We start from the raw sequence: 22916 nt of genomic DNA, 5'->3' as shown, positions 1-22916 counted from the left end.
TTCAGGATATCGAGAGCTTGATACGAAGCTGGCTAATCAAATTGGAGGCAGCGTCCTCCATATAGGCGACGGCGGGAACCTGCCCCCAGACGGGCTTCGGCCAGGTGGCGTCGCCCCGGAAGCGGGCGATGACGTGAACATGGAGTTGCGGCACGACATTGCCAAGGGAAGCGACATTGAGCTTGTCACAGCCGGTCAGCGCCTTCAACACCTGCGAAACCTGTGCGATCTCGGCCATCAGCTGGACGCGATCGGCTTCGTCGAGATCGATGATCTCGCTCGCGACAGCCCGCCGCGGCATCAGGAGCAGCCAGGGATAGGTGGCGTCGTTCATCAGCCGCACATGCGAAAGCGGCAGGTCGCCGATCCCGATGCTGTCCTTGAGGATCTGCGGATGGAGGGTGAAGGGAAGGGACATGATGATTCCCGGGAGCGCGGACATCTTGTCCGCTCTTCCTAGCCTGCATCCGCCACGCTTCCAAGAGCGGACAGGATGTCCGCGCTCCCACCTACCCGATCACCAGCAGCAGATCCTTCGCGTCGATCTGCGATCCTGGCGAGACCAGCAGTTCCGCCACCTTGCCGTCATGCGGGGCGTGCAGCGCCGTCTCCATCTTCATCGCCTCGATGGTGAGCAGCACGTCGCCCGCCTTTACCGCCTGCCCCTCCTTCACCGCGACGGTGGAGATGGCGCCCGGCATGGGAGCGGCAATATGCGCCTCGTTGCCCTCTTCCGCCTTGCGCCGCGCCTTGACGCTGCCGGCAGCGAGGCGGTTGGGCACCTTGATGATGCGCGGCTGGCCGTTGAGCTCGAAGAAGACGCGGACCTGGCCCTCCTCGTCCGTCTCGCCGAGCGTCTGCAGGCGGATCGCCAACGCCTTGCCGCGCTCGATCTCGATGGAGAGTTCCTCGCCCGTCTTCATGCCGTAGAAATAGGTCGGCGTCGGCAGCACCGAGACCGGGCCATATTTGCGCAACGCGTGGGCATAGTCGGTGAAGACCTTGGGATACATCAGATAGGATGAAATCTCATTGCCCTCGACTTCGCGGCCGATCTTCTTCTCCGCTTCCGCTTTCAGGGCGGCAATATCGGCTGGCGGCAGGAGTGAGCCGGGCCGCACGCTGATCGGCGCCACGTCCTTCAGCACCTTCTTCTGCAGGGTGGCCGGCCAGCCGCCCTCGGGCTGGCCGAGATCGCCATGCATCATCTCGACGACCGAAGCGGGAAAGGCCACCTCGCGGGCAGGATCCTCCACCTCGGACCTGGTCAGCCCCTGCGCCACCATCATCAGTGCCATGTCGCCCACCACCTTCGAAGAGGGCGTGACCTTGACGATGTCGCCGAACATGTCGTTGGCCGTGCGGTAGGCTTTCGCCACCTCGTGCCAGCGCGTCTCCAGCCCGAGCGAGCGCGCCTGCTCCTTGAGATTGGTGAACTGGCCGCCGGGCATTTCGTGCAGGTAGACCTCGGAGGCGCCGGCCTTCAGGTCGCTCTCGAAAGCGGTGTATTGCGTGCGCACCGCCTCCCAATAGAAGGAGATCTGGCGGATGGCTTCCTGGTCGAGGCCGGGATCGCGCTCGGAATGACGCAGCGCCTCGACGATCGAGCCGAGGCAGGCTTGCGACGTGGTGCCGGACATCGCATCCATGGCGGCATCGACGGCGTCGACGCCCGCCTCGATGGCCGCCAGCACGGTGGCGCCGGCAATGCCGGAGGTATCATGCGTGTGCAGGTGGATCGGCAGGCCGATCTCCTGCTTGAGCTCGCTGACGAGCTTGCGCGCCTGGGCGGGCTTCAAGAGGCCCGCCATGTCCTTGATCGCCAGGATGTGGCAGCCAGCCTTCTCCAATTCGCGCGCCATCTTCACGTAATAGGCGAGGTCATATTTCGGGCGCGAGGCATCGAAGATGTCGGCGGTGTAGCAGATCGCGCCTTCCGCCAGCTTGCCGGCTTCGCGCACGGCATCGATGGAGACCCGCATGTTCTCCACCCAGTTGAGGCAGTCGAAGATGCGGAAAAGGTCCATGCCGGCCCCGGCGGCCTGCTTGACGAAGAGCTGCACGACATTGTCGGGGTAGTTGGTATAGCCGACCCCATTGGCGCCGCGCAGCAGCATCTGGGTGAGGATGTTGGGCGTGCGCTCACGAATCAGCGCCAGGCGCTCCCACGGGTCCTCGGTGAGGAAGCGCATGGCGACGTCGAAGGTGGCGCCGCCCCAGCATTCCAGCGACAGGAGCTGCGGCAGGCCCGTGGCATAGGCTGAGGCAATGCCGGCAATGTCGTGCGTGCGTACGCGCGTCGCCAGCAGCGACTGGTGGCCGTCGCGCATGGTGGTGTCGGTGATGAGGACGCTCCTCTGCTCCTTCATCCACTGGGCGAACTTCTCCGGCCCAAGCGTATCGAGCAACTGCCTGGTGCCCGAATGGGGCTTGCCCTCGAACACCGGCGCCACGGGTGTGCGGGCCTCGGCCGGGGGCCTGGCGCGGCCGCGCGCCTCGGGATGTCCGTTGACGGTGACGTCGGCGATATAGGTCAAGAGCTTGGTGGCCCGGTCCCGGCGCTTGGCGAACTGGAACAGTTCCGGCGTCTCGTCGATGAAGCGCGTCGTATATTGGTTGGTGCGGAATTTCGGATGCGCCAGCACCGCCTCGAGGAAGGGCAGGTTGGTGGCGACCCCGCGGATGCGGTATTCGCGCAGCGCACGCGTCATGCGGGCGATGGCCTCCTGCGGCGTCGAGGCCCAGGCCGTGACCTTTTCGAGCAACGGATCGTACCAGCGCGTCACCACCGCGCCCGAATAGGCTGTGCCGCCATCGATGCGGATGCCGAAGCCCATGGCGCCGCGATAGGCGGTGATGCGGCCGTAATCCGGGATGAAGTTGTTCTCGGGATTCTCGGTGGTCAGGCGGCATTGCAGCGCATGGCCGCGCATGAAGATCTCGGATTGCGGCGGGATGCCGGTCTCATAGGCGCCATCCTTGCCGATGACACCGATGCGGCCGCCCTCGGCGATGCGGATCTGCGCCTTGACGATGTCGAGATCGGTGACAACCTCCGTCACCGTATGCTCGACCTGGACGCGTGGATTGACCTCGATGAAGTAGAACTTGCCGGTATCGGCATCCATCAGGAACTCGACCGTGCCGGCGCCGGAATAATCGGTGCCGCGGCCGATCTTGAGGGCGGCCGCGCACAGCTCCTGGCGGGTCGCCTCGTCGAGATAGGGCGCCGGCGCGCGCTCGATCACCTTCTGGTTGCGGCGCTGGATCGAGCAGTCGCGCTCGAACAGATGCACCAGCGTGCCCGCATTGTCGCCGAGGATCTGCACCTCGACATGGCGGGCCCGGCGCACCAGCTTTTCGAGATAGACCTCGTCCTTGCCGAAGGCGGCCTTGGCCTCGCGCTTGGCGGTGAAGACGGCATCGAGCAGCTTGTCCTCGCTCTCGATCGGCCGCATGCCGCGTCCGCCGCCGCCCCAGGAGGCCTTGAGCATCACCGGATAGCCGACCGCCAGCGCCGCCGCCTTGATCGCTTGCGGGTCGTCGTCGGGCAGTGGCTCGGTCGCCGGCATCACCGGCACGCCGACGGAGATGGCAAGGTTGCGCGCATCGACCTTGTTGCCGAGGGTGCGCAGCGTCTGCGGACTCGGCCCGATGAAGACGATACCCGCGCCGGCGCAGGCCTCGGCAAATTCGGGGCTCTCGGAGAGCAGGCCATAGCCGGGATGAATCGCATCCGCCTTCGCTTCCTTGGCGACACGGATCACCTCCTCGATGGAGAGATAGGCCTCCACGGGCCCCAGATTCTTGGAAGAGCCTTGCCCCTTGCCGATCTGGTAGGCCTCGTCCGCCTTGAAGCGGTGGAGGGAGAGCTTGTCCTCCTCCGCATAGATGGCGATGGTCGAGATGCCGAGTTCGGTGGCGGCGCGGAAGACGCGGATAGCGATCTCGGAACGATTGGCGACGAGCAGGCGGCGGAAGGGCGGACGCATGGACACTCGCATTCTGGAGGAGAGTGTCCGACTTTATGTTGCAATGCGAAGGGGATGCAAATGCTTTGCTGGGGATGTTCCGGGGAGCGCGGATTTCCAGTCCGCTCTCGAAACGATAGGGGCCGAAGAAGGGGCTGAGCGCTTGTTGAAGGCGCGGCCGTGTTTGCGTGGCTGGGTTCCACCCTTGCCGGAGATCGGACCGCTTCAAGAGCGGACGGGACGTCCGCGCTCCCAGCAAACGTCAGAAGCCCCGCCGGAGCGGGGCTTCCTACGGAACTACCGGGCTGGTGTCGGGGCGCAGGTCCGGTAGCCCGAAGGTTTTAGTAGCAAACCTTTACGCGCTCCCAGTGCCAGCCGTAGTAATCGGAAACCTGGCGGCGTTCGATGTAGCAGCGGCGATAATAGACCGGGCGATAATCGTCGTAATAACCGTAGCTGTTGTTGTAGGCGGCGCCGGCGAGCAGACCGCCGATCAGGCCGATGCCGGCGCCAGCAGCGAAGGCGCCGTTGCGGCCATAACGGGCTTCAGCGGTACCGGTGGTAGCCACGGCGGCGCCAGCCAGCGTGGCAGCAACCAGAGCACCCGTCAGGATCTTCTTGAACATCGTCGTCTTCCATCTGTCTGTCTTGCGCGGGCTTGCGCTTGATCTGATGGAGAGACATTGCTCCAAGGCAGCGATTACTTCCGTGCGATTAGGCACGGGTGGGAAGGACTATCTCGCAAGAAGGGCAAATCGTCATTCGAGCCTTCTTGAGCGATGGCGGAGGGGGCGCTTGGCAGCGCTTCCCGAGGGATGATTGTTGCGTAGCCGTGCGGCATTCGATAAACTAGTCGGTATGACTAGAATTCAAAAACCCTCATTGCAGAAGCCTGATGGTTCCTGGGCCCTGCAGGACGCCAAGGCGCATTTCAGCGAGGTGGTGCGCCGGGCGCGCAGCGACGGGCCACAGCATGTCACTGTGCATGGGCGCGAAGAGGTTGTGGTCATCTCGGCACAGGAATTCCGTACCCTGAAGGGCGAGACGACGGGAGCTGCCCTGATCGCCGCCGTCCAGGCATCGCCCTATCGCGACATCGATCTTGAGCCGGAGCGCTCTCCCATGCCGGTGCGCGAGATCGAACTTTGACGGGCTGGCTGCTCGATACCAACGTCATTTCCGAGCTGCGTCGTCCCCGACCTGAGCAGAAGGTGCTGGATTTCATCGCAGCACAGCCGATCGAACGTCTTTACATCAGCGTCGTCAGTTTCGCCGAGATCAAGTTCGGTATCGAGTTGATCACGGACGCCGCGCGCCGTGCGGAACTCCACGACTGGCTCACACTCAGGGTACGGCCCATGTTCCGGCAGCGCGCCTTGGCAATCAGTGAAGAGGTCATGCTTAAATGGCGCCTGCTGGTGGAAGAAGGACGCAAGATCCGTCACACCTTTTCCCAACCCGACCTCATCATAGCGGCAACAGCCCTGCAGCACGATCTTGTCATTGTCACGCGCAATGAGAGCGACTACCGCCTCGCCAAGGTTTCCGTACTCAATCCTTGGCGGGAAGGCTGAAGCATGATCGACAAGTTCGAGTTCCTCATCGCTCTCTCCCGCGAGCACCATTTCGGACGGGCGGCCGAGATCTGCGGGGTGACGCAGCCCACGCTCTCCGCCGGCATCAAGCAACTGGAGGGCGAGCTTGGCGTGCTCCTGGTCTCGCGCGGCTCGCGCTTCCAGGGTTTCACCCCGGAGGGCGAGAAGGTGCTGGAATGGGCGCGGCGCATCGTCGGCGACTCCAGGGCCATGCGCCAGGAGGTGGCGGCGCTCAAGCGCGGCCTCACCGGGCATCTCACCATCTCCGTCATTCCCACGGCGCTCTCGATGGTGGCCTCGCTGACGACGCCCTATCGCGCCCGCCATCCCAACGTGACCTTCACCATCCTGTCGCGCACCTCGATCGACGTGCAGCAGGAGCTCGACAATCTCGCCATCGACGCCGGCATCACCTATCTCGACAATGAGCCGCTCGGTAAGGTCTCCTCCATCGAGCTCTATCAGGAGAGCTATTGCCTGTTGACCTCGGCCGACAGCGAATTGGGCGGGCATGAGACCGTGAGCTGGGCCGAGCTCAGCCATGTGCCGCTCTGCCTGCTGACGCGGGACATGCAGAACCGGCGCATCATCGACCAATTGCTGCACAGCGCCGGCTCCGCCGCGACCCCGACGCTCGAGTCCAATTCCATGCAGGTGCTGCTCTCGCATGTGCGCACCGGCCGCTGGTCGAGCGTGATGCCCTCGATCCTGGTGGAGCGGCAGGGCGTCGGCCAGAAGGTACGCTCGATTCCCATCGTCGAGCCGGCGGTGAAGCATATGGTGGGGCTGATCACCCCCCGGCGCGAGACGCAGACGCCGCTGGTGGCCGCGCTGATCGCCGAAGCCAAGCGCTTCGCGGCGGGTGGGCGGGCGGATTGAAGCTGGGAGCGCGGACATCGCGACATGCTTACATGTCGCGATGTCCGCTCTGGGAATCGCCAACCCGAGCAGGATAGCGCGCAAGTGGTGTGCCGACCTCCAGGTCGGCATGGAACCGTCAGCCTGACAGGAAAAGATGCCGACCTGGAGGTCGGCACACCGAAGAGCGCCTTATCCACCACTGGCACTCCCAGGAGCGGATCGTCCGGCACTCTCTTGAGTGTCGTAGGGATGTCCGCGCTCCCAGGAATCTTTGCATCTTCCCGCTCAACGCGCTATCGGCATGGCCCAAATCAGAATGACTAGGCCGCCCACATGAAGTTCACGCTTTCCTGGCTCAAGGACCACCTCGAGACCGAGGCTTCGCTCGACGAGATCGTCGCCACCCTCACCCGCATCGGCCTCGAGGTCGAAGGGGTGGAGGATCCCGCCAAGCGGCTGGCCGGCTTTTCCGTCGCCTATGTCATCTCGGCCGAGCAGCATCCCAATGCCGACAAGCTGAAAGTATGCATGGTCGATACCGGGAAGGGCGAGCCCGTGCAGGTGGTCTGCGGCGCGCCCAATGCCCGCACCGGCATGAAGTCGGTGTTCTCGCCGCCCGGCACCTACATTCCGGCCAAGAACCTCACGCTCGCCATCGCGCCGGTGCGCGGGGTGGAGAGCCGCGGCATGCTCTGCTCGGAATTCGAGCTCGAACTCTCCAACGACCATGACGGCATCATCGACCTGCCCGCCGACGCGCCCGTCGGCATGCCCTATGCCGACTATGCCGGCGTCAACGACCCGGTCATCGATGTCAATCTCACGCCCAACCGTCCCGATTGCACCGGCGTGGTCGGCATTGCCCGCGATCTTGCCGCCGCCGGCCTCGGCAGGCTGAAGACGCCGGCCGTGCCCTCGATCGCCGGCGAAGGCCCCTGCCCGGTCCGTGTGACGCTTGATTTCGGCGATACGCCCTCGCTCTGCCCGGGCTTTGCCCTGCGCCTGGTGCGCGGCGTCAAGAACGGCTCTTCGCCGGCCTGGATGCAGCGCCGCCTCAGCGCCATCGGCCTGCGCCCGATCAACGCGCTGGTCGACATCACCAACTACATCACCTTCGACCGCGGCCGTCCCTTGCATGTCTTCGACGCCGCCAAGGTCAAGGGCAACCTCACCGTGCGCCGCGCCCGGGAAGGCGAGACCATCCTCGCCTTGGACGGCCGCACCTACACGCTCAACGACACGATGTGCGTGATCGTCGACGAGGAGGCCCTCGATTCGATCGCCGGCGTCATGGGTGGCGAGCATTCGGGCTGCGACGCCGATACCACCGACGTGATGATCGAATCGGCGCTTTGGGAACCGCTGAACATCGCCCGCACCGGCCGTGCCCTCGGCATCAACACCGATGCGCGCTACCGCTTCGAGCGCGGCGTCGATCCCGCATTCATGGTGCCCGGCGCCGATCTCGCCACGCAGCTCGTGATGGATCTGTGCGGCGGCAAGCCGACCGAGCTGACCGTGGTGGGCGATCCCCACCCTGCGGCGGAGATCATCGACCTGCCGGCGGGCGAAGTCGCCCGTCTCACCGGGCTCGACACCAGCCTGGAGGCCAGCGCCGACATCCTGGAACGCCTGGGCTTCGGCGTCATCCGCAAGCCTGACGCGCTGGCGGTGACGGCGCCGAGCTGGCGCCCCGATATCGAGGGCAAGGCGGATCTCGTGGAGGAGGTCATGCGTATCGTCGGCGTCGATACCATCCCGGTCACGCCGCTGCCGCGCGCCGCCCATGTGCCGCTGCCAGTGCTCACCGTGCTGCAGAAGCGCACGCGCCTCGCCAAGCGCAGCCTCGCCGCGCGCGGGCTGATGGAGGCGGTGACCTGGTCCTTCATCGCCAAGGACCAGGCCGAGCGCTTCGGCGGCGGCCAGCCGGCGCTCGCCCTCGCCAATCCGATCGCCGCCGATCTCTCCGACATGCGCCCCAGCCTGCTGCCGGGCCTGATCGCCGGCGGCCAGCGCAATGCCGACCGCGGCATCGCCGATGTTGCTTTGTTCGAGGTCGGCCAGATCTTCCGTGGCGACCGTCCTGAAGACCAGAAGATCGCGGCCTCCGGCATCCGCCGGGGCCTCGCGCGCCCTGCCGGTTCCGGCCGGCACTGGTCGGCACCGCCGCAGCCCGTCAGCGTGTTCGACGCCAAGGAAGACGCGCTCAGCCTGCTCGCGGCCCTCGGCGCGCCGGTGGCAAGCTTCCAGATCGTGTCGGGCGCGCCCTCCTGGTATCATCCCGGGCGCTCAGGCACGATCCAGCTCGGGCCACAGAACGTCATCGGCTGGTTCGGCGAGTTGCACCCCGACGCCCTCGAAGCGCTCGATGCCGATGGTCCGGTTGCGGCGTTCGAGATCATCCTCGACGCCATCCCGGTGCCCAAGCCCAAGGCGACCAAGTCGCGCGGCGTGTTGAATGTCTCGGCCTTCCAGCCGGTGATGCGCGACTTCGCCTTCCTGGTCGACCGCAAGGTGCGCGCCGCCGACATCGTCAAGACGGCGCAGGGCGTCGACAAGAAATTGATCTCGGGTGTCTCGATCTTCGACGTCTATGAGGGCAAGGGCGTCGGCGAGGGCCGGAAGTCGGTCGCCGTCGAGGTCGTGCTGCAACCGCTGGATCGCACACTTACCGATGCCGAGATCGAGGCTGTCGCCGGCAGGATCGTCGCCGAGGTCAGCAAGAAGACCGGCGCGACCCTGCGCTGAGATGTGCCGGCCTCCTCATCGACATCGACAGGATGTCGATGTCGCGGGGTCGGCGCCTTTTCCTGCATGACACCGTTTCCAGGCCGCGCGCATGAGATCGGGCCGGGGCAAGCCCTGTTCGCCGATCCGCAGACGTCCGACCTGCGGCACTCCATCGGCCTGCGCTGAGCTCCCTCAGGCCAGGTTCAGGCTGTGCTTCACCGCTTCCAGCAGCAGCGCCAATTGGAGGGCGACGAAGCGGTCGACCAATTCTGCCAAAGGGGGATGAATCTCCACCGCCCGGCCTCCGGGCGCGTGCAGCGACACATAGCCCGCGGCCTCGGCATCCTCCAGAAGGCGCCGCACATGCACGCGCGAGACGCCAAAGTAATCCGCCGTGGCGCCATAGTGGAAATGCACCGTGCGATCGGTCAGCACCTCGCCCGGCTGATCGGTCGAGATCAGCTTCAGCAGGATCTCATAGCCGGCATTGCGGGCCATGAAGAGACGTATATCCGGGATCAGGTCGACGAGCGAACCATGCGTCAGGAAATAGCGGCTCGAGAACTGCGAGATGCCGGCAAGCAGCGAATCATCCGCCTCCATTTGCGAAATTGCATGGCTGGCTTGTTCCAGAAGCGATAAGGCAAGCAGCAACGGTGTCAGCAGCCGCTTGCTGGCGGCAATCGCAGTGTGTGTCACCTCAAGCCTCTTGATGCGCCGGTCATGGGCCTCCTTGCGCTGGCGCAGATAGCCGGCCTGGCGCAGCAGATTGAGCAAGGTACCGATCCGATTGTGCCCGGCCAATTCGTGGCTGGTACAGAATGACTGCACGTCGGAAACCGTCACGCCCGAAGAGGGATCGCCTGCGGCGTAGGAGAAATGGCGATCCAGCACATAGGCGCCCACGACCTGCCGCACCTCGTCCGTTGCCATATGAATCAACAACTTGCTGTTCTTCAGGACAGCGACATAGCGTCTGGCAAAGACGTTGCGTGCAGCCTTGAATTCGGGATGCGCCCTTAACGACTGAGCATCCGCAAAGATCGACGACTGAACTTCAGGCAATGAGGTTCTCATGGGCCGATCAACGCTGCGGTGTTGAACCCGGTAGTGTACGGCATCTCGTAACAACAGCCCCTGTACATCTCTTGGTAGAGTCCGGTTACGTCTCGCTAGCCTTCTGGATATGCGATTTCGCAAGCGGAGGTATATAGATAAGCAAGATAGCAACCCGAATTGACCGGCCTTTCGCCCTCACTGTGGCGATGAGGTCACAGACGCCTAGTTCTTAACATGCAATAGGAAAAAGAACAGGTCATTTCCTTTACGATAAGGTGTAATGACTGCCTACCCCTTCCGACTAATTATCTTTGATGGGAGGCACATAAAGCTGTAAAAAATTGTTGGCCATTTACGTAATTTGATTCACAAAACTTTAGATTCTTTTACGAAATGGACCGAAGGGACGTCGTCTTTTCGGAGAAAATGATAGAAAAATAAAAGACTACCTTGTATTTTCTCAGGGGCAGCGAATTGACTGTTCGCTCTCGACGCGAAAAATGGGGGCAATCCAACTGGCTTGACTTCAGGTCCTGCGGCGAAGATTTCCGAAAAGGTGAAATATTCTATGAGGAAGAAGGCGGACACCATTCATCCCATGCATGTGAGGGGCTTGCCCGCCCTTCGTATCGATTGGGGGCGTTTCGGGGCTGATTTGCGCCAGGAACGCGAGCGGCGTGGCTTGACAGTACGGCAGTTCGAGGCTCTGACGGGCATCACCCATTCGACGATCTCGCGCATCGAGCGGCACAATCAGGCCTGTACCTCGGAAGCTTTCATGACGATCGCCAGCACGATCGGCAAGGATCCCCTCAGCTATACTTCAAGGCGCCCTCCCGCCTTTGCCGCCTCCGTGGAGGATGCGGAATAGGCCCGGCCCGAACCTTGGCCGTCTACCGCTCACTCCTTTGCGGCCGTCGCCGCATGGTTACTGTTTAGTTATAACTCCCCCCTAGAATCACGAGTCTCGCCCGGTTCCGCCTCGCGCCCTGCGAAGCAGCCGGTTCGTTTCATTTCGTGCATGGCTTGGGGCATGTATGCCCAGGGCCCTGCCCCCATGAAGGCATCTCATGACCCTGTCCAGCATCCTGGAAGCCATCATCCTAGGCGTGGTCGAAGGTCTGACCGAATTCATTCCGGTCTCGTCGACCGGCCACCTGCTCCTGGCCTCCCATTTCCTCGGCTTCGAGTCGGACGGCTCCTTCGAGATCCTGATCCAGTTCGGCGCCATCCTGGCCCTGCTCGCAGTCTATGCTGAAAAGTTGTGGCGCATCGCCATGGCGGTCCCCACGGACAAGCAGGCGCGCCATTTCGTCATCGGCGTCCTCGTCGCCTTCCTACCGGCCGTGGTCTGCGGCGTGCTGCTCGAGCACACGATGAAGGAATATCTCTTCAAAGTGCCGGTGGTCTGCTACGCCCTGATCGCGGGCGGGCTGGTGCTGCTGGCCATCGACGAATTCAAGATCGAGAAGCGCTATACCAATTGCTATGTGCTGCCGCTGCCGGCCTATCTGAAGATCGGCATCATCCAGTGCCTGTCGATGATCCCTGGCGTCTCGCGCTCCGGCTCCACCATCGTGGGCGGCATGCTCGTTGGCCTCGACAAGCGCTCGGCCGCCGAATTCTCCTTCTTCCTGGCCATGCCGACCATGCTGGGCGCCTTCGTCTACGAGTTCGCCAAGTCCTACAAGACGATGAGTTTCGAGAATTTGGGGCTGACGGCGATCGGCTTCGTCACCGCCTTCATCTCCGGCCTTTTCGTGGTGAGGTCCCTGCTCGACTTCGTCTCCAAGCGAGGCTTCGCCCTCTTCGGCTGGTGGCGCATCCTGGTCGGCGTGATCGGGCTCGCGGCCTATTACACCGTGGGCTGACCCCCGCCCGGAAAGCAAAAGGCCGGTTCAACGACCGGCCTTTTCCATGTCTCGTCGTTGAAGGCGGCTCAGGCCACCATGTTCTCGAACTGGCCGGCCTTGCGGAAGCGCCACAGATAGCCCGGTACCACCGCCTCCGCCGTGGCGGGCTGGATGCCGAGGCCTTCCAGCGTGCGGCCCTCGGCCTTGGCCTGCGGCGAGACCAGATTGTCGTGGCGCAGCAAGGCCACCTGGTCGCGCGTCAGTGGCGGATTGGGCAGGAGGCCGGTGAACGAGGCCTGCATATTCGCCAGGGCGAAGGGCAGCGGTACCAGGAGCCGGTTGCGGTTGGTGGTCTTCAGCACGAATTCAAAGATCTGGCGCAGGCTCATCACTTCCTGGCCACCGAGCTCATAGGTGGTCGCGGGCTTGAGTGCGCCCTCGGCGCCACGCGCCAGCACCTCGGCGACATCGCCGACGAAGACGGGCTGGAACTTGGTTCCACCACCACCGATCAGCGGCAGCACCGGCGAGAGGCGGGCAAGGGCGGCGAATTTATTGAAGAAATCGTCGTCCGGCCCGAACATCACCGAGGGGCGCAGGATGATGGCGTCCTCGAAGGCGGCGCGGGCCGCCTCCTCGCCCTTGATCTTGCTGGCAGCGTACCGGGACGTGGAGGCCTCGTGCAGGCCCAGGGCCGAGACATGCACGAAACGCTGCACGCCCGCGGCCTTGGCGGCGCGGCCGATGGCGCCGGGTCCGAAGGCCTGCACGGCATCGAAGGTGTTGAGGCCGCGGCTGTGCATCACGCCGACGAGGTTGACGACTGCCTCGGCGCCCTCCACCGCAGCGGCGATCGAGTCGGGATAGCGCAGATTGGCCTGCACGCCATGGATCTGGCCAACCGCACCCGCCGTCATCAGATATTGCGCGAGATCCGGCCGGCGCACCGCCACCCGCACACGGAAGCCGCGCTTGGCGAGCGAACGCACGAGATTGCGGCCGACAAAACCCGATCCCCCGAAAACCGTGACCAAGCGATCGCTGACTGGCGCCATTTCCTAGAAACCTTCAAAGATAATCCTGCCGGATTTCCTTAGCGCGGCAGGGTGGGGCTGTATAGAGGCGGAATTGCCCCGATTCTGCGCTATCCGAAAATCAAGGCTTCCGGCAGAATATCGCGAGCGCAAGACAGGAGTACGATGTCCACCACCGTCATGCCCCATGATGGCCTCGGCTTGGATACGCTAAGGCTGGAAACCCTGATCCGGCTGCGCTGGATGGCGATTGCCGGCCAGCTCGTCGCCGTACTCGGCGTGCATTACGGGCTGGGCTTCCCGGTGCCGCTGGAGGCCTGCCTGCCCCTGATCGGGCTGAGCATGCTGGTGAACATCGTGCTCAGGCTGCGCTACCCGCCCACCGAGCGCGTGGATCCGGCCCGCGCCGCGCTGCTGCTCGGTTTCGACATCGTGCAGCTCGCCGCCCTGCTCTTCCTGACCGGCGGCCTGCAGAACCCCTTCGCCTTCCTGTTCCTGGCGCCGGTGATGATCTCGGCGACCTCCCTGCCGCCCTTGATGACGCTCGCCCTCGGCCTGCTCGCCATCGGCTGCGCCACGGCGCTGACGGCCTGGCACTTGCCCCTGCCCTGGTTCGCTGGCCAGGAACTCGGCATGCCCATGCTCTATGTCGTCGGCATGTGGTTCTCGGTGCTGCTCGGGCTCTCCTTCATCGGCGTCTATGCCTGGCGGGTGGCGGAGGAAGCGCGGCTCCTGTCCAATGCGCTTGCCGCCACCGAACTGGTGCTGGCGCGCGAGCAGCATCTCTCCCAGCTCGACGGCCTTGCCGCGGCGGCGGCGCATGAGCTCGGCACGCCGCTCGCCACCATCGCGCTGGTGGCCAAGGAACTCGAGGTGGCCGCGCCGAAACAGGGCGAATTCGTCGACGATATCCGCCTGCTGCGCAGCCAGGTCGATCGCTGCCGGGAGATCCTGGGCAAGCTCGCCTCGCTCGGCAATGACGGCGAAGCCCCCTTCGCGCGCATGCCCCTGCCGCTGATGATCGAGGAGACCGCGGCGCCCCACCGGGATTTCGGCATCGCCATTTCGGCGCGCTTCGAGGGGCCGGAGGAGGAAGCGCCGGCCGCCATGCGCAACGCCGGCATGCTCTACGGCCTCGGTAATATCGTCGAGAATGCCGTCGACTTCGCCAAATCCCGCGTGACCATCGTCGCGGCCTGGGACGCCAGGATCGTGACGCTGACGGTGAGCGACGACGGTCCCGGCTTTCCGCCCGAGATCATGGGACGCCTCGGCGATCCCTATATCACCAGGCGCCGTACCCGCGCGCCAGGCCAGCCCGGCGGCGGGCTCGGCCTCGGCTTCTTCATCGCCAAGACGCTGCTGGAGCGCTCCGGCGCCTCGATCGCCCTCGCCAATCGCCCCGCGCCGGACAGTGGCGCCATCGTCCGGCTGGAATGGCCGCGGGAGACGTTCGAGCGATAACGCCGGAGGCTGTGATGGCCCGTCGCGGCCTCAAGACTTTCCTGAAAAGTTGATAGGGTTTTCAATCGCGTTGCACGGGAATAAACGCTAGAAGGCGGTCAACGATGAATCTGCTACATTTTGCCGCTATAGTTGTGCTGTGGCCTTGTGCCGCGTTTGGTGAGTAAGCTCGATGGTTGCGCCAGACTTTCCCGACCGTTCACTCCTGCTCGTCGATGACGACAAGGCGTTCCTGCAACGACTGGGCCGGGCCATGGAGGCCCGCGGCTACACCGTGACCACGGTCGATACGGTGGCCGAGGGCCTAGCGCAGGTCGAGGGATCGCCGCCCGCCTTCGCCGTGATCGACATGAAGCTCTCCGACGGCTCCGGCCTCGACGTGATCTCGCGCCTCAAGGTCAAGCGCCCGGACGCGCGCGGCATCGTCCTCACCGGCTATGGCAATATCGCCACCGCCGTCACCGCCGTGAAGCTCGGCGCCTTCGACTACATCGCCAAGCCCGCCGATGCCGACGATATCCATGCCGCGCTGATGGCCGACCCCAGCCACAAGCCGGAACTGCCCGAGAACCCCATGTCGGCCGACCGCGTGCGCTGGGAGCACATCCAGCGCGTCTACGAGCTCTGCGGCCGCAACGTCTCGGAAACCGCGCGCCGGCTCGCCATGCATCGGCGCACCCTGCAGCGGATTTTGGCGAAGCGGGCGCCGCGCTGATCTGGGAGCGCTTTACGCCTTCCCCTTACCCCCGCATGGGGTTGATGGTATCCACACCTGCAAAATCCTTGTCGTTGTCAGTGACGATAACACAGCCATTGGCGGCTCCGACTGCTGCGATGATGGTGTCGAGGGCACTGCGTGGCCTTCCTCTCGATGTGCCATCCGCCATCAGCTGAGCCCAGACCAGGGCCGCTTTTTCATCAAAGGGCAATACCCGGCCGACGAAGAGTGCAGCAGGACCCTCCGGACCGGAGAACCATGCCTCCAGTTGGTCGCGCTTGCGACCCGCCGGCTTCTCCAATATGCCACGCCAAATCTTGGCAATCGTGAAGGTCGAGATGTAGAGATCCTCGTCGGCCTGCGCTGCCATCCATGCCAGCAGCGCTTCCGAAGGAACTGGTTTGACGACATTGCTGAGAATGTTGGTGTCGAGCAAATAGCGGGTCACAGATCGACCTTGCGGCCGGTCTCGCGCGATCGCATCAAATCAAGATCGACCTCGACAAGCGGAGAACGGCGCAAGGCCGCCAGAATGCCACCCATTCTCGGCGGCTCCCTCCCGATGCTTCGGCTGATCGTGGCCCGGAGGCGGGCTGCATCCGATCCGTCTTCGGCAAGGCGCTTGGCCAGCGAACGAATGAGATCACGATCAGCATCAAGGCCCAGCACCTCGAAGCGCGCAATACCCCGCTCGCTGAGGCGTTCCCTGTAGTTCTTGATTGCACGTCTGTGCGACGGAGTGCTCATGATCGGGCCTTCGAGATTGTACCCTGTGATATAGCCGGATATATCGGATCTTTCAAGACACGCCTATCAAGGGTGCCAGAGAATCACTTGCGGGGTCCAGTTGCACCCTCCGGACCACGGCGTCCTCAAACCGAAGCGAGCTGCCTTCGGCACCAGACGCAATGATTCCTCGAAACCTTCTTGCTTCCCCCCTCGCCTTTGGGCTAGCCCTTGGCCAACCAAGGGGAGAGCACATGAAAACGCGCGCAGCCGTGGCATGGAAGGCGGGAGCACCGCTGACGATCGAAACCATCGAACTGGGAGGCCCGAAGGCGGGCGAGGTCCTGGTCGAGATCATGGCGACGGGTGTGTGCCACACCGACGCCTACACGCTGTCGGGCGCCGATCCGGAAGGCCTGTTCCCCGCGATCCTCGGCCATGAAGGCGCGGGCATCGTGCGCGAGGTGGGCGCCGGCGTCGCCAGCCTGAAGCCGGGCGATCACGTCATTCCGCTCTACACGCCCGAATGCCGCCAGTGCAAAACCTGCCTGTCGCGACGCTCGAACCTGTGCACCGCCATCCGCGCCACCCAGGGCAAGGGCGTGATGCCCGACGGCACCAGCCGCTTTGCCTGCGACGGCGGCGAGGTCTTCCACTATATGGGCTGCTCGACCTTCTCGAACTTCACGGTGCTGCCGGAGATCGCTCTCGCCAAGGTGCGCGAGGACGCCCCCTTCGACAAGATCTGCTATATCGGCTGCGGCGTCACCACCGGCATCGGCGCGGTGATCAACACGGCCAAGGTCTGGCCCGGCGCCAATGTCGTGGTGTTCGGTCTCGGCGGCATCGGCCTCAACGTCATCCAGGGCGCCCGCATGGCCGGCGCCGACAAGATCATCGGCGTCGATCTTAATCCGGCCAAGGTCGAAATGGCCAAGAAGTTCGGCATGACCGACTTCGTCAACCCGGCGGAAGTCGGCTCCGACAAAGTGGTGCAGGCCATCGTCGACCTCACCGGCGGCGGCGCCGATTTCTCCTTCGAATGCATCGGCCTGCCGGTGACCATGCGCCAGGCCCTGGAATGCTGCCATCGCGGCTGGGGCGAATCGATCATCATCGGCGTCGCCGCCTCGGGCCAGGAAATCTCCACCCGCCCGTTCCAGCTCGTCACCGGACGGGTGTGGAAGGGCACCGCCTTCGGCGGCGCGCGCGGCCGCACCGATGTGCCGAAGATCGTCGACTGGTACATGGAGGGCAAGATCAATATCGACGACCTCATCACCCACACCATGCCGCTTGATGAAATCAACACGGCCTTTGATCTTATGCATGAAGGCAAGTCGATCCGTTCAGTGGTGACGTTCTGAACGTTTTCCCGCTCTGCATTACCGAATTGTAACGTTGCGGCATTTCAACCCTGAGATGCCGCAGTTTTTCCTTGCCTTCTTCATCTAACTTTACAATCGCCCCCTCGCTGCGAAAACTCCTGTCTCTAGACTCCATCATCATGCAGGTTATCTCTGCATCTTCCGAATGGAGAAAGACATGAGTGAAGGCGTAAATACCCCGGTTCCGGCCCGTCGCTGGCCACGTATCCTGCTGCTCGGCAGCACCATGGCCGCCGGCATCGTCATCGGCGCGGCAGGCCTCGCCGGCGCGGCGATGGTGGGCGATCACATGGGCTGGCGCCATCACGGCCCGCGCCTGGAGCATATCCAGAACTTCGTACGGATGTCGCTCGACTCGGTGGCGGCGACCTCGGACCAGGAAGCCAAGGTGCATGACATCATCGCCTCGGCCTTCACGGACCTGACGCCCAAGCCCGAGGATCGCATGGCCATGCGCAAGCAGGCGATCGACATCCTCAAGGCGCCCACCGTCGACAAGGCGGCGCTCGAAAGGCTGCGTACCGACTTTGTCGCCCGCGCCGACGCCCGCTCGAAGCGCTTCCTCGACGCGGTGACTGAGATCGCCGACGTGCTCACTCCCGACCAGCGCGCCAAGCTCGCCGAGCGCGCTGAAGCCTGGACCGATCGTGGCCCGATGATGGGTGGCGAACACCACCGCCATGGCGGTCAGCGCGACGGCTGGGATGGGCCGGGTGACGGCCAGGGCGGCCCGCAGGACCAGGGCGACCGTGACGACGGGCAAAAGCCTGACAACAACTGATGTCTCCGACAACAATTGATGCTTCCCACTCAATCAGCATAAAATGGCGGCCATCCCGGATGCCTGGCGACAGGCGCCCTGGGTGGCCAAGCAGATTCATGACCTACACAGAACAGGCGGCTCGCGTGGAACGGATACTGATCATCGACGACGACACGCGTCTGTCCGCCATGCTGAGCGAATATCTCTCGGCCGCCGGCTTCGATGTCGACCGCAAGCAATCCGGCATGGACGGCCTCAATGCCCTCGAGCGCGAAGCCTATGACGCCGTGGTGCTCGATATCATGCTGCCCGACTTCGACGGCTTCGAGGTCTGCCGACGCCTGCGCATGCGCTCCAACATCCCGGTGGTGATGCTCACCGCCCGCGGCGACGATACCGACCGCATCGTCGGCCTCGAAATCGGCGCCGACGACTATCTGCCCAAGCCTTTCAATCCGCGCGAATTGCTGGCGCGCATCCGGGCGGTGCTGCGCCGGCGTTCCACGCCGACCGAGCGCGAGGACCATGCGCTGCGCTTCGGGCGCCTTGCCATCGACCGCGGCTCGCGCAGCGTGCGCATCGACGGCGAGGACCGCCCGCTCACCAGCCACCAGTTCGACATCCTGCTGGCGCTGGCCGACAATGCCGGCCGGGTGCTCAATCGCGAAAGGCTGATGGACCTGGTCAAGGGCGAGGAGCTCGACGCCTTCGACCGCTCCGTCGACGTGCATATCTCCCGCATCCGCGCCGCCATCGAGGACGACGCCAAGCATCCGCGCCGCATCCTCACCGTGCGCGGGGCCGGCTATGTCTTCGCCAAGCGCCAGGATGCAGACTGACGACACAGGCCCTGACATGCTGACCTTCTTCCGCAAGCGGCTGTTCTGGCAGGTCTACCTCACCCTGCTCGCCTGCCTCATCATGCTGGCGCTGCTGGTCGGCACGCTCTGGCGCCTGACCGGCTCCGATCCCGGCCAGCGCTGGGGCGCCTTCCGCATCCGCCTCACCGACGAACTGATCCAGGCCGACCAGCAATCGCCCAATCAGCTGACCGCCGAGATCAAGAAGCTCAGCGACGACATGGGAGCGGGCATTTCGATCTACAGCAGGGATCGCGTCCTGGTCGCTTCGCGGGGCATTCCCATCGCCCTGCCGGCAGGCGAAGACGATGCGCCGCAGCGCTGGCTCGATCGCATTATCCGCGTGGACCTGCCTGACGGCCGCACCGTGCTCGCGCGCCTGCCGCGGCCGCCGGAACCGGGCCTGCGCATCCTCATGGTGGTGCTGCTGGGCGCCGGCGGCATCGGCATCGCGGCCTGGCCGGCCACAGCCCGCCTGACACGCCGGCTGGAAGTCCTGCGCACCGGCGTCGAAAGCTGGGGCAGCGGCACGCTGAACCGTCGCGTGGCCGAGCAGGGCCGCGACGAGGTCGCCATGGTCGCGCGCAGCTTCAATGGCGCGGCGAGCCGGATCGAGGTGCTGGTCAATTCGCAGAAAGCCCTGCTGGCCAATGCCAGCCACGAACTGCGCTCGCCCCTGGCCCGGCTACGCATGGCGATCGAGATCTGGACGGACGCGCCGACCAACGCGGCGCGGGAGGAGATCACGCGCGACCTCAAGGAGATCGATCAGCTGGTCGAGGAGATCCTGCTGGCCAGCCGCCTCGATTATGCCGGCAACACGCCGCTCCTCGGCACGCAGGTCGACCTTCTCGGCCTCGCCGCGGAGGAGGCCGCGCGCGCGGGGGCCAATGCCGATGGCCGGTCGGTCGAGATCTATGGCGATGCCACGCTCCTGCGCCGTCTGATGCGCAATCTTCTGGAGAATGCCTGCAAGCATGGCCGCCCGCCGGTGGAAATCACCGTCAGCCAGAGCGAGGGCAAGGCCCATATCGAGGTTACCGACCGCGGTCCCGGCGTGGCGGAGGCCGAGCGGGTGCATCTGTTCGAGCCCTTCTACCGGCCGGCCGGCCGCAGCGAGATGTCGGGCGGCTGGGGGCTCGGCCTGGCGCTGGTGCGCCAGATCGCCGGTCGCCATCGCGGCTCGGTGCGCTGCGAATCCCGCGAGGGCGGCGGTAGCCTGTTCGTGGTGGACCTGCCGCTTGCGCAGGCGTGAGATCCGGGTGCACGGGCATCCTGCCCTTTGCTGAACCGTCGCGCAGAAAATTAGGGAAAAGAACGGGCAGGATGCCCGTGCACCCAGAATCTACGCCTGAACCGGGATCGCCAGGCGTCGCGACAGGAAAGCGGCGGCGGTCAGCGCGCCTTCCGGGGAGATGGTGTGATCGACGGCCGCCTCGACATGGCTTTCCACCTCGACGCCGTGGCGCTGCAGCGTGGAGGCCGCGAGCAGGGTCTCGGCAGCCGGGATCACCCGGTCGGCCGCGCCATGGATGAGCAGGGCGGCGCTGTCCGGCGGGGGCGCCAGCGGCTCGGCAGTGGCAAGCCGGCCGGCGAAGGCGACCACGGCGCGCACCGGCCAACGGCCTGAGGCAAGCGCATCGAGCGCCATGATGGCGCCTTGCGAGAAGCCGACCAGCGCAACCTGGCCGAGCTTGCCCGCAAAGCCCTGCTGCTCGATCTGGGCATTGAGGGTGGCGTCGAAGGCGGCGCGCGAGGCCCGGATGCGCTCGGCCCGGTTGGCCTCCGTCACGCCGGCGATGCTGAACCATTGATAGCCGCTGCCGCCGTCGAAGGCGAAAGGCGCATTCGGCGCCACGATGGCGCTGCCCGGCAGCATTTCCAGCCAGATATCCCCGAGATGGGCGAGGTCCTCGCCATTGCTGCCGACGCCATGCAGGAGGATGATCAGGCTGGGCTGGATGCTCATGCCGCTTTGCTCGCTACGGTGACCGGGCCCAGCCCCGGCAGGTCGGGGCCGACGGGAACGATGCCATTGGGATTGAGAGCCTTGATCGAATAATAGCCGCGCTTGATGTGGTCGATATTGACGGTCTCGCGCACCCCCGGCACCGCCAGCATAGCAGCGAGGAAGGCCGAGAGCCTGGGATAATCCACGATCCGGCGCAGATTGCACTTGAACAAGCCGTGATAGGCCGCGTCGAAGCGCACCAGCGTCACGAACAGGCGGATGTCCGTCTCCGTCACCTGGCTGCCGAACATCAGCGGCCCGCCCGTGGCAAGATGGGCTTCGAGCGCATCCAGCATGCCGAAGACATCGTTGAAGGCCTCTTCATAGGCGCCCTGCGTGCTCGCGAAACCGGCCCGGTAGACGCCGTTGTTGAGGGCGGGATAGATGCGTTCGCTCCAGGCATCGATGCGGGAACGCAGAACCTGCGGATAAAGATCCAGGTCGTGGCGCGCGAGCCTGCCGAAGCCGGCATTCAGCATGCGCAGAATGTCGGCGGACTCGTTGTTGACGATGGTGCCGCTCTCCCTGTCCCACAGCACCGGCACGGTGGCGCGGCCGGTATGGACGGGATCGGCCCTGGTATAGATCTCATGCACATAGGTGGCGCCGTTCACGCGGTCGGCGGTGGCGCCGGGATAGGCGCCGAAGCGCCAGCCCTGCTCGGTCAGGGTCGGCTCGGCCACATCGACTGAGATGGCATCCTCCAGGCCCTTGAGCTTGCGCCCGATCAAGGTGCGCGAAGCCCAGGGGCAGGTGAGCGCCACATAGAGATGGTAGCGCCCGGCCTCGGCCTTGAAGCCCCCTCTGCCCGTGGGCCCAGCGCTGCCGTCGGGCGTGACCCAGTTGCGGAAGCTGGAGACCTGGCGCTGGAAGGCGCCTTTCTTGTCGGAGGCCTGGATCGGTTGCCAGGCGCTTTCCCATTTGCCGTTGACGAGCATGAACAAGGCCTTTCTGACGATCGCCTAGAGCAAAGCGCGTTTAAGCGTAAACGCTGCTTTACTCTAACTCTTTGTTTCGACGCGTCTTTGCGATTCTTGCCGAGTCCGTCAAATCGCAAAACGCTTTGGAGGAAGGAGGGCCGGCACGCCCTCAGGTGGCGATGCCGGCCGTCGATATCAACGCGCGACCGGGCGGATCGGCGTCGGCCTCAGCGCAAAGGCGCCGTCGCCGAGCAGGGCCAGCGTCACCAGGCCGACGATCCAGAAGGCGATATACTCCCAGCCGCCATTGGGATTGGTGAACCAGAAGCCGGCCGGGCCATGCACGGTGGCGATGGCGCCCGCCAGGATCGGCACCAGAGCGAGGGCGGCAAGACGCGGCCAGATGCCGAGGATGAGCGCCACGGCGCCGATCAGCTCCCAGGCCATGGTGACATAGGCCAGCGCCGGCGGCAGGCCGAGCGAGGCGAAGAACTGGGCGGTGCCGGCAGGCGTGAAGACGAAGATCTTCAGCCAGGCATGGGCCAGGAACAGCAGGCCGAGCGTGATGCGCAGGAGCAGCGCGGCATAGGGAGCGGTGCGGGTGTCGAACATGGTGTCCTCGTGCGGGAAGGGGTGGAAGTTGGGGGCGTTGTACTTCTTCCGACGAGGGGCATTAAGGAGGGGAGGGGCGAGAGATTTGTTCCGAAATGGAAGAGATGGGCGAGATGAGATGCATTAAGAGAGAGGCTCGCCCTCAAAGTCCCCTCGCCCCGTTCTTACGGGGAGAGGATAGAGGTGAGGGGCAGCGCGACCTCGCTAAGCTTAATTTTCCATTTAAATCAATAAGATAAGTTCTCCTCACTCAGTATCGCTCAGACTACCCGGCCCATTCGAGGCTACTTTCTGAAGCCTGCGCAGCCCCTTGTATCTGCAGGAATGATTTGATGCACGATAGAAGCGACG

Annotated in this window: 22 protein-coding genes; 12 read left to right on the top strand and 10 right to left on the bottom strand. The window is 64.5% G+C overall.

The window, feature by feature from the left end; genetic code table 11:
* Position 1: 1 nt before the first annotated feature.
* From QQL24_RS19280 to QQL24_RS19270, 3 genes are all read right to left on the bottom strand, one after another.
* On the bottom strand, positions 2–418 hold the full coding sequence (locus QQL24_RS19280) for an HIT family protein (protein ID WP_284313925.1): 417 nt from the start codon (positions 416–418) through the stop codon (positions 2–4).
* Positions 419–509: 91 nt separating this feature from the next.
* Entirely contained in the window at positions 510–3992 is a 3483-nt protein-coding gene (gene pyc, locus QQL24_RS19275) for a pyruvate carboxylase (RefSeq protein WP_284313924.1), read from the bottom strand.
* Positions 3993–4312: 320 nt separating this feature from the next.
* Positions 4313–4597, bottom strand: a complete 285-nt coding sequence (locus QQL24_RS19270) for a hypothetical protein (RefSeq protein WP_284313923.1) — start codon at positions 4595–4597, stop codon at positions 4313–4315.
* Positions 4598–4853: 256 nt separating this feature from the next.
* On the opposite strand from QQL24_RS19270, the gene QQL24_RS19265 reads away from it, so the two are divergent.
* The 4 genes from QQL24_RS19265 (at position 4854) to pheT (ending at position 9175) form a co-directional block, all read left to right on the top strand.
* Positions 4854–5120, top strand: coding sequence for a type II toxin-antitoxin system Phd/YefM family antitoxin (locus tag QQL24_RS19265; protein ID WP_431310717.1), 267 nt, complete (start codon positions 4854–4856; stop codon positions 5118–5120).
* Positions 5117–5545, top strand: coding sequence for a type II toxin-antitoxin system VapC family toxin (locus QQL24_RS19260; RefSeq protein WP_284313921.1), 429 nt, complete (start codon positions 5117–5119; stop codon positions 5543–5545). Before QQL24_RS19265 ends, QQL24_RS19260 begins: the two co-directional genes overlap by 4 nt.
* A 3-nt stretch (positions 5546–5548) precedes the next feature.
* Entirely contained in the window at positions 5549–6445 is an 897-nt protein-coding gene (locus tag QQL24_RS19255; RefSeq protein WP_284313920.1) for a LysR family transcriptional regulator, read from the top strand.
* A 315-nt stretch (positions 6446–6760) separates the two neighbouring features.
* Positions 6761–9175: a phenylalanine--tRNA ligase subunit beta gene (pheT, locus tag QQL24_RS19250; RefSeq protein ID WP_284313919.1), complete on the top strand. Its 2415-nt coding sequence runs from the start codon at positions 6761–6763 to the stop codon at positions 9173–9175.
* Positions 9176–9349: 174 nt separating this feature from the next.
* Here pheT and QQL24_RS19245 read toward each other — a convergent pair whose 3' ends face one another.
* On the bottom strand, positions 9350–10222 hold the full coding sequence (locus tag QQL24_RS19245) for a hypothetical protein (protein ID WP_284313918.1): 873 nt from the start codon (positions 10220–10222) through the stop codon (positions 9350–9352).
* Positions 10223–10784: 562 nt separating this feature from the next.
* On the opposite strand from QQL24_RS19245, the gene QQL24_RS19240 reads away from it, so the two are divergent.
* Both QQL24_RS19240 and QQL24_RS19235 read left to right on the top strand, forming a co-directional pair.
* Entirely contained in the window at positions 10785–11087 is a 303-nt protein-coding gene (locus QQL24_RS19240) for a helix-turn-helix domain-containing protein (protein ID WP_284313917.1), read from the top strand.
* Positions 11088–11286: 199 nt separating this feature from the next.
* Positions 11287–12087 (top strand): undecaprenyl-diphosphate phosphatase, encoded by an 801-nt coding sequence (locus QQL24_RS19235; protein ID WP_284313916.1) that lies wholly within the window; start codon positions 11287–11289, stop codon positions 12085–12087.
* A 68-nt stretch (positions 12088–12155) separates the two neighbouring features.
* Here the strand turns inward: QQL24_RS19235 and QQL24_RS19230 are convergent, their stop codons facing one another.
* Positions 12156–13124 carry a complex I NDUFA9 subunit family protein gene (locus tag QQL24_RS19230; RefSeq protein WP_284313915.1) on the bottom strand — a complete coding sequence of 323 codons (969 nt, stop codon included), beginning with the start codon at positions 13122–13124 and terminating at the stop codon, positions 12156–12158.
* Positions 13125–13268: 144 nt separating this feature from the next.
* Between QQL24_RS19230 and QQL24_RS19225 the strand changes: the two genes are divergently transcribed.
* Together QQL24_RS19225 and QQL24_RS19220 are read left to right on the top strand one after the other, a co-directional pair.
* Positions 13269–14567 carry an ActS/PrrB/RegB family redox-sensitive histidine kinase gene (locus tag QQL24_RS19225; protein ID WP_284313914.1) on the top strand — a complete coding sequence of 433 codons (1299 nt, stop codon included), beginning with the start codon at positions 13269–13271 and terminating at the stop codon, positions 14565–14567.
* Positions 14568–14739: 172 nt separating this feature from the next.
* On the top strand, positions 14740–15282 hold the full coding sequence (locus tag QQL24_RS19220; RefSeq protein ID WP_284313913.1) for an ActR/PrrA/RegA family redox response regulator transcription factor: 543 nt from the start codon (positions 14740–14742) through the stop codon (positions 15280–15282).
* 25 nt (positions 15283–15307) lie between these two features.
* Here the strand turns inward: QQL24_RS19220 and QQL24_RS19215 are convergent, their stop codons facing one another.
* Both QQL24_RS19215 and QQL24_RS19210 read right to left on the bottom strand, forming a co-directional pair.
* Positions 15308–15733 carry a PIN domain-containing protein gene (locus QQL24_RS19215; protein ID WP_284313912.1) on the bottom strand — a complete coding sequence of 142 codons (426 nt, stop codon included), beginning with the start codon at positions 15731–15733 and terminating at the stop codon, positions 15308–15310.
* A complete protein-coding gene (locus QQL24_RS19210; protein WP_284313911.1) occupies positions 15730–16032 on the bottom strand; it encodes a hypothetical protein in 303 nt (100 codons plus the stop codon). The genes QQL24_RS19215 and QQL24_RS19210 overlap by 4 nt, the downstream gene beginning before the upstream one ends.
* A 233-nt stretch (positions 16033–16265) precedes the next feature.
* Here QQL24_RS19210 and QQL24_RS19205 point away from each other — a divergent pair, with 233 nt between their 5' ends.
* From QQL24_RS19205 to QQL24_RS19190, 4 genes are all read left to right on the top strand, one after another.
* Positions 16266–17378, top strand: a complete 1113-nt coding sequence (locus tag QQL24_RS19205; RefSeq protein ID WP_284313910.1) for an S-(hydroxymethyl)glutathione dehydrogenase/class III alcohol dehydrogenase — start codon at positions 16266–16268, stop codon at positions 17376–17378.
* Positions 17379–17556: 178 nt separating this feature from the next.
* Positions 17557–18180: a Spy/CpxP family protein refolding chaperone gene (locus QQL24_RS19200; protein ID WP_284313909.1), complete on the top strand. Its 624-nt coding sequence runs from the start codon at positions 17557–17559 to the stop codon at positions 18178–18180.
* Between the two features lie 98 nt (positions 18181–18278).
* Entirely contained in the window at positions 18279–19001 is a 723-nt protein-coding gene (locus tag QQL24_RS19195; RefSeq protein ID WP_284313908.1) for a response regulator, read from the top strand.
* Positions 18970–20277 carry a sensor histidine kinase gene (locus QQL24_RS19190; RefSeq protein WP_284313907.1) on the top strand — a complete coding sequence of 436 codons (1308 nt, stop codon included), beginning with the start codon at positions 18970–18972 and terminating at the stop codon, positions 20275–20277. Before QQL24_RS19195 ends, QQL24_RS19190 begins: the two co-directional genes overlap by 32 nt.
* 90 nt (positions 20278–20367) lie before the next feature.
* Here the strand turns inward: QQL24_RS19190 and QQL24_RS19185 are convergent, their stop codons facing one another.
* From QQL24_RS19185 to QQL24_RS19175, 3 genes are all read right to left on the bottom strand, one after another.
* Positions 20368–20991, bottom strand: coding sequence for an alpha/beta hydrolase (locus tag QQL24_RS19185; RefSeq protein ID WP_284313906.1), 624 nt, complete (start codon positions 20989–20991; stop codon positions 20368–20370).
* The gene (locus QQL24_RS19180; protein WP_284313932.1) at positions 20988–21971 is read right to left on the bottom strand and encodes a glutathione S-transferase family protein; all 984 of its coding nucleotides are present in this window, start codon (positions 21969–21971) and stop codon (positions 20988–20990) included. Before QQL24_RS19180 ends, QQL24_RS19185 begins: the two co-directional genes overlap by 4 nt.
* A gap of 177 nt (positions 21972–22148) precedes the next feature.
* Positions 22149–22565, bottom strand: a complete 417-nt coding sequence (locus QQL24_RS19175; protein WP_284313905.1) for a DoxX family protein — start codon at positions 22563–22565, stop codon at positions 22149–22151.
* Between the last annotated feature and the right edge of the window lie 351 nt (positions 22566–22916).

This window comes from Labrys miyagiensis, from assembly GCF_030160835.1.
GTDB lineage: Bacteria > Pseudomonadota > Alphaproteobacteria > Rhizobiales > Labraceae > Labrys > Labrys miyagiensis.
The sequence above is the reverse complement of the archived record's forward strand: the minus strand, read 5'-3'. Positions and strand labels throughout refer to the sequence as shown.

Bases quoted from the DNA above. Each gene is read 5' to 3' on its own strand.
- QQL24_RS19280 (WP_284313925.1), bottom strand. From the start codon at position 418: ATGTCCCTTCCCTTCACCCTCCATCCGCAGATCCTCAAGGACAGCATC.
- pyc (WP_284313924.1), bottom strand. From the start codon at position 3,992: ATGCGTCCGCCCTTCCGCCGCCTGCTCGTCGCCAATCGTTCCGAGATC.
- QQL24_RS19270 (WP_284313923.1), bottom strand. From the start codon at position 4,597: ATGTTCAAGAAGATCCTGACGGGTGCTCTGGTTGCTGCCACGCTGGCT.
- QQL24_RS19255 (WP_284313920.1), top strand. From the start codon at position 5,549: ATGATCGACAAGTTCGAGTTCCTCATCGCTCTCTCCCGCGAGCACCAT.
- pheT (WP_284313919.1), top strand. From the start codon at position 6,761: ATGAAGTTCACGCTTTCCTGGCTCAAGGACCACCTCGAGACCGAGGCT.
- QQL24_RS19240 (WP_284313917.1), top strand. From the start codon at position 10,785: ATGAGGAAGAAGGCGGACACCATTCATCCCATGCATGTGAGGGGCTTG.
- QQL24_RS19235 (WP_284313916.1), top strand. From the start codon at position 11,287: ATGACCCTGTCCAGCATCCTGGAAGCCATCATCCTAGGCGTGGTCGAA.
- QQL24_RS19230 (WP_284313915.1), bottom strand. From the start codon at position 13,124: ATGGCGCCAGTCAGCGATCGCTTGGTCACGGTTTTCGGGGGATCGGGT.
- QQL24_RS19225 (WP_284313914.1), top strand. From the start codon at position 13,269: ATGTCCACCACCGTCATGCCCCATGATGGCCTCGGCTTGGATACGCTA.
- QQL24_RS19220 (WP_284313913.1), top strand. From the start codon at position 14,740: ATGGTTGCGCCAGACTTTCCCGACCGTTCACTCCTGCTCGTCGATGAC.
- QQL24_RS19210 (WP_284313911.1), bottom strand. From the start codon at position 16,032: ATGAGCACTCCGTCGCACAGACGTGCAATCAAGAACTACAGGGAACGC.
- QQL24_RS19205 (WP_284313910.1), top strand. From the start codon at position 16,266: ATGAAAACGCGCGCAGCCGTGGCATGGAAGGCGGGAGCACCGCTGACG.
- QQL24_RS19200 (WP_284313909.1), top strand. From the start codon at position 17,557: ATGAGTGAAGGCGTAAATACCCCGGTTCCGGCCCGTCGCTGGCCACGT.
- QQL24_RS19195 (WP_284313908.1), top strand. From the start codon at position 18,279: ATGACCTACACAGAACAGGCGGCTCGCGTGGAACGGATACTGATCATC.
- QQL24_RS19190 (WP_284313907.1), top strand. From the start codon at position 18,970: ATGTCTTCGCCAAGCGCCAGGATGCAGACTGACGACACAGGCCCTGAC.
- QQL24_RS19185 (WP_284313906.1), bottom strand. From the start codon at position 20,991: ATGAGCATCCAGCCCAGCCTGATCATCCTCCTGCATGGCGTCGGCAGC.
- QQL24_RS19180 (WP_284313932.1), bottom strand. From the start codon at position 21,971: ATGCTCGTCAACGGCAAATGGGAAAGCGCCTGGCAACCGATCCAGGCC.
- QQL24_RS19175 (WP_284313905.1), bottom strand. From the start codon at position 22,565: ATGTTCGACACCCGCACCGCTCCCTATGCCGCGCTGCTCCTGCGCATC.